The sequence below is a fragment of the Micromonospora phytophila genome (genome assembly GCF_023656545.1).
In the GTDB taxonomy this organism is placed as follows: Bacteria; Actinomycetota; Actinomycetes; order Mycobacteriales; family Micromonosporaceae; genus Micromonospora; species Micromonospora phytophila.
This window is the reverse complement of the sequence record NZ_JAMOKF010000377.1, coordinates 1-4,750: the sequence shown is the minus strand read 5'-3', so window position 1 is coordinate 4,750 and position 4,750 is coordinate 1. Positions and strand designations below refer to the sequence as shown.

General features: G+C 72.3%; 4 protein-coding genes. 3 read left to right on the top strand and 1 reads right to left on the bottom strand.

Annotated elements, in window-relative coordinates:
• Nucleotides 1-522: glycerate kinase (locus NCC78_RS27715; RefSeq protein ID WP_250798174.1), on the bottom strand; the 522-nt coding region annotated here is incomplete at its 3' end.
• Between the two features lie 67 nt (nucleotides 523-589).
• Between NCC78_RS27715 and nadA the strand changes: the two genes are divergently transcribed.
• From nadA to NCC78_RS27700, 3 genes are all read left to right on the top strand, one after another.
• The gene (nadA, locus tag NCC78_RS27710; protein ID WP_250798171.1) at nucleotides 590-1,789 is read left to right on the top strand and encodes a quinolinate synthase NadA; all 1,200 of its coding nucleotides are present in this window, start codon (nucleotides 590-592) and stop codon (nucleotides 1,787-1,789) included.
• 212 nt (nucleotides 1,790-2,001) lie between these two features.
• Nucleotides 2,002-3,357: a UDP-N-acetylglucosamine 1-carboxyvinyltransferase gene (gene murA, locus NCC78_RS27705; protein WP_308220965.1), complete on the top strand. Its 1,356-nt coding sequence runs from the start codon at nucleotides 2,002-2,004 to the stop codon at nucleotides 3,355-3,357.
• Nucleotides 3,358-3,430: 73 nt separating this feature from the next.
• Nucleotides 3,431-4,030, top strand: coding sequence for a DUF3043 domain-containing protein (locus NCC78_RS27700; protein WP_250798170.1), 600 nt, complete (start codon nucleotides 3,431-3,433; stop codon nucleotides 4,028-4,030).
• Nucleotides 4,031-4,750 lie beyond the last annotated feature (720 nt).

Here is a 4,750-nt window from a genome sequence, read left to right as displayed (position 1 = left end):
GTCCAGGGCGCCCACCCCGGCCAGCGCCGCCCCGCCGTACGGCAGGGCCCGGCCGACCTCGTCGAGCGGGGTGGCGCCGAGCGCGGTGAGCATGCCGGCGCCGCCGTCGTTGGTGCCGGAACCGCCCAACCCGATGACCACCGTGCGGGCCCCGTGCTCCACCGCGGCGGCGACCAGCACCCCCAGCCCGTACGACGTGGTCGCCTTCGGGTCGCGCTCGGCGGAGGCGAGCAGATGCAGCCCGCAGGACTGGGCGCTCTCCAGGTAGGCGGTGCCGTCGTCGGTGAGCAGGATCTCACCGGCGGCGGGGCGGCCGAGCGGATCGACGGTCGGCACCGGGATCCGGCGTCCGCCCAGGGCGTCGGCGAGCACCGCCACGAACCCCGGTCCACCGTCGGCGAGCGGCCGGACGAGCAGGTCGTCGCCGGCGGACACCTCACGCCAACCCTCGGCAACGGAGTCGGCCACCTCCCGGGCGGCCAGGGTGCCGGCGAACTTGTCCGGGCAGAGCAGCACGCGCATGCCGAGCAGTGTGGCAGCACACACCGGCGAAGGCTGCGACCCGGTCACGCTGTGGGACCATGGACCCGTGACTTCGACGTGGGTGGAACCCTCCAACACCGCCACTGCGCTGCTGCTCCTCGGCCGCGGCAGCGACCCCGCCACCGAGCGTGGCGTGGAGTGTCCGGGCGACCTGCCGGCGCCGAGCGACCCCGACCTGGTGGCCCGCGCCGCCGCGGCCAAGGCCGCGCTCGGCACCCGGGTCTTCGTGCTCGGTCACCACTACCAGCGCGACGAGGTGATCCAGTTCGCCGACGTGACCGGCGACTCGTTCAAGCTGGCCCGCGAGGCGGCGGCCCGGCCGGACGCGGAGTACATCGTCTTCTGCGGCGTGCACTTCATGGCCGAGAGCGCCGACATCCTCACCTCGGACGCGCAGAAGGTGATCCTGCCCGACCTGGCGGCCGGCTGCTCCATGGCCGACATGGCGGTGCTGTCGCAGGTCGAGAAGGCCTGGGACGTCCTCACCGACCTGGGCATCGCCGACCAGACCGTCCCGGTCACGTACATGAACTCCTCGGCGGACATCAAGGGCTTCGTCGGGCGCAACGGCGGCGTGGTCTGCACCTCGTCCAACGCCCGGCGGGCCCTGGAGTGGGCGTACGAGCAGGGTTCGAAGGTGTTCTTCTTCCCGGACCAGCACCTGGGCCGCAACACGGCGGTGCTGGAGATGGGCTTCTCGCTGGACGACTGCGTGCTCTACGACCCGCACAAGCCGAACGGCGGGCTCACCCCCGAGCAGCTGCGGGACGCGAAGATGATCCTGTGGCGCGGGCACTGCTCGGTGCACGGCCGCTTCACGCTGGACAGCGTCAACGACGTCCGGGAGCGGGTGCCCGGGGTGAACGTGCTGGTCCACCCGGAGTGCCGGCACGAGGTCGTCACCGCCGCCGACCAGGTCGGCTCGACGGAGTACATCATCAAGGCCATCGAGGCGGCCCCGGCCGGCTCGGCCTGGGCGGTCGGCACGGAGCTGAACCTGGTCCGCCGGCTGGCGCTGGCCCACCCGGACAAGCAGATCATGTTCCTGGACAAGGCGGTCTGCTACTGCTCGACGATGAACCGCATCGACCTGCCGCACCTGGTGTGGGCGCTGGAGGAGCTGGTCGCCGGTCGGGTGGTCAACCAGATCACCGTCGACCCGGACACCGCGCACCACGCCCGGGTGGCGCTGGACCAGATGCTCGCCCTCCCCGGGGCGGACACTCCCCCGCCGACGGTCGGCTGATCACGCTCGGTAGCCCCCCAGGTACGGGAAAGTGCCGGATCACCGATAAGTGCCCCCTGGGGTGATGTGACCGGGTCCATTTTCGTCACCGAGGGCTATGCTGCCGGGGCGACGACACACGCGGGCCGTTTCAACATGGCCGCAGTCCGGGTAGCGATGACAATCGCGAGCCCCACCATCAACACGGCAGCACCGACGCGCTGGAGGTTGCGTTGAGCGACGACGTCCTGGTCGTACACGGAGGTACTCCGCTGGAAGGGCGGATCCGCGTGCGCGGCGCGAAGAACCTGGTCTCGAAGGCGATGGTCGCCGCCCTGCTCGGCGACAGCCCGAGCCGACTGTTCGACGTGCCGAAGATCCGTGACGTCGAGGTGGTCCGTGGCCTGCTCGGCCTGCACGGGGTGAAGGTCTCCGACGGCGGGGAGGACGGCGAGCTCGTCTTCGACCCGGCCAACGTCGAGAGCGCCAGCACGGACCAGATCAACGTGCACGCGGGCTCCAGCCGGATCCCGATCCTGTTCTGCGGGCCGCTGCTGCACCGCCTCGGGCACGCCTTCATCCCGGACCTGGGCGGCTGCCACATCGGGCCGCGACCGATCGATTTCCACCTGCAGGCGCTGCGGGAGTTCGGTGCGACGGTCGAGAAGACCCCGGAGGGGCTGCACCTGTCGGCACCGAACGGGCTGCACGGCACGAAGTTCGCGTTGCCCTACCCGAGCGTCGGCGCGACCGAGCAGGTGCTGCTCACCGCGGTGATGGCCGAGGGCGTCACGGAGCTGCGCAACGCGGCGGTGGAACCGGAGATCATCGACCTGATCTGCATCCTGCAGAAGATGGGCGCGATCATCAAGGTGCACACCGACCGGGTAATCGAGATCCAGGGCGTGCCGAAGCTGCACGGCTACACCCACCGGCCGATCCCCGACCGGATCGAGGCGGCGAGCTGGGCGGCGGCCGCGCTGGCCACCCGCGGCCACGTCGAGGTGCTCGGCGCGCAGCAGGCCGACATGATGACCTTCCTGAACATCTTCCGCTCGGTCGGCGGCGAGTACGAGGTCACCGACGCCCGGCCGCCGAAGCTGGGCGACCCGGGCCAGGAGGGCGGGATCCGGTTCTGGCACCCGGGCGGCGAGCTGAACGCGGTGGCGCTGGAGACCGACGTGCACCCCGGCTTCATGACCGACTGGCAGCAGCCGCTGGTGGTGGCGCTGACCCAGGCCCGCGGCCTGTCGATCGTCCACGAGACGGTCTACGAGCAGCGGCTGGGCTACACCGAGGCGCTGAACTCGATGGGCGCGAACATCCAGGTCTACCGGGACTGCCTGGGCGGCACCCCGTGCCGCTTCGGCCGGCGCAACTTCAAGCACTCCGCGGTGATCGCCGGGCCGAGCAAGCTGCACGCGGCCGACCTGGTCATCCCCGACCTGCGGGCCGGCTTCAGCCACCTGATCGCCGCGCTCGCCGCCGAGGGAACCTCCCGGGTCTACGGCGTGGACCTGATCAACCGGGGCTACGAGGACTTCGAGGCGAAGCTCGCCGACCTCGGCGCGCACGCCGAGCGCCCGTAACCTCGCTCACGTGAGTCCGCGCCCGGTGCACCGCGATGTGCACCGGGCGCCGACGTATGGCTACGCTTTCCGCGTGCCGTCGCTGTTTCGCCGCAAGTCCACCGACCTCGTCGACGAGGCCGTCACCTCCGTGACGCCCGACGAGGAGTCCGCATCCGCCCGTTCCCGGGGCTACACCCCCGCCAAGGGACGCGAGACGCCGAAGCGGCCGGGGGCGGGCCGTCGTCCGGCCGGTCCCAGCAAGCCGCTGACCAAGGAGGAGGCGCGGGAGCGTCGCCGCCAGCTGCGCGCCGAGTCGGCGGCGGAGTTCCGCCGGGAGGGCGGCCCGCGCGACCGCGGCCCGGAGCGGCTGCTGGCGCGCAACGTGGTCGACTCGCGGCGTACCGTCGGCACCTGGTTCTTCGGTGGCGCGCTGATCGTGCTGATCGGCTCGAACGCGGCCATGCCCCCGGTGGTCCGGCTGGTCTCCAACATCCTCTGGGGCGCGCTCGCCCTCGGTGTGGTGATCGACTCGATCCTGATCTCCCGGAAGATCAGGAAGCTGGTCCGGGAGCGCTTCCCGAACACCGGGCAGCGGATGGGCTCGCTCTACCTCTACGCCATCATGCGGTCGATCACGTTCCGCCGGATGCGTGCCCCGGCGCCGCGGGTCAACCTCGGCGACCCGGTCTGACCCTCCGACCGCCCCCGCCCCGTCAGCGGTTGACGCCCACGCCGTAGCCGCCCGGTCGGCCTCGCCCTGAAGCGCGCGACCGGCCCGGACAAGCTCGACGATCCGGTGCCGGGCGGGCCGGGGCCGGTGCGAGCGCCCGCCGCCGGCCGAGGTCGGCGGTGTGCGCAGTAGTCCAGCGCCGGTCGAGGGCGCCGGTCCGGCGGTCCAGCGTCGCTTGGCGGCCTCCCGCCGCGCGTCCGGAGGGCGTCGCCGGGCACTCGCCGCTTCCGGATCGCCCCGCTTTTCCGCGTGGAGCGCGCCTCGGAAGCCCATTCCCGGCTTTGCCCCGGATGTCCGGAACGATGGGATAACGTTTGGGCCGTGGTCGGTGCCACAGTGGCGGTGAGCGAGCCCACGCCGCTACCCTCCATCCGCAGCCACGCCGTGCCGGGAGGGGCGACTCCACCGGCACGTGAGGCGCCCAGCGCGACAATCTGCAACGAGGTGACATCGCCGTGAGCGAGCGGACGCGAGCCGGCCACCGGGGCGCGGCCGTGAGCGAGCGGACGCCCACCGGCCACCCCGGCACGCCCGTACGCGCACGACGCGCTCCGGCCGCTCCGCGCACGCGCACCCGCCGTGGCGACGGGTCGCCCGGATGAGCCGCTACGCCGACCGGTGGCACGACCCGGCCGAGCCCTCCTGGGTGGTCGAGCCGACCACCGAGTGGCACCCCCAGTT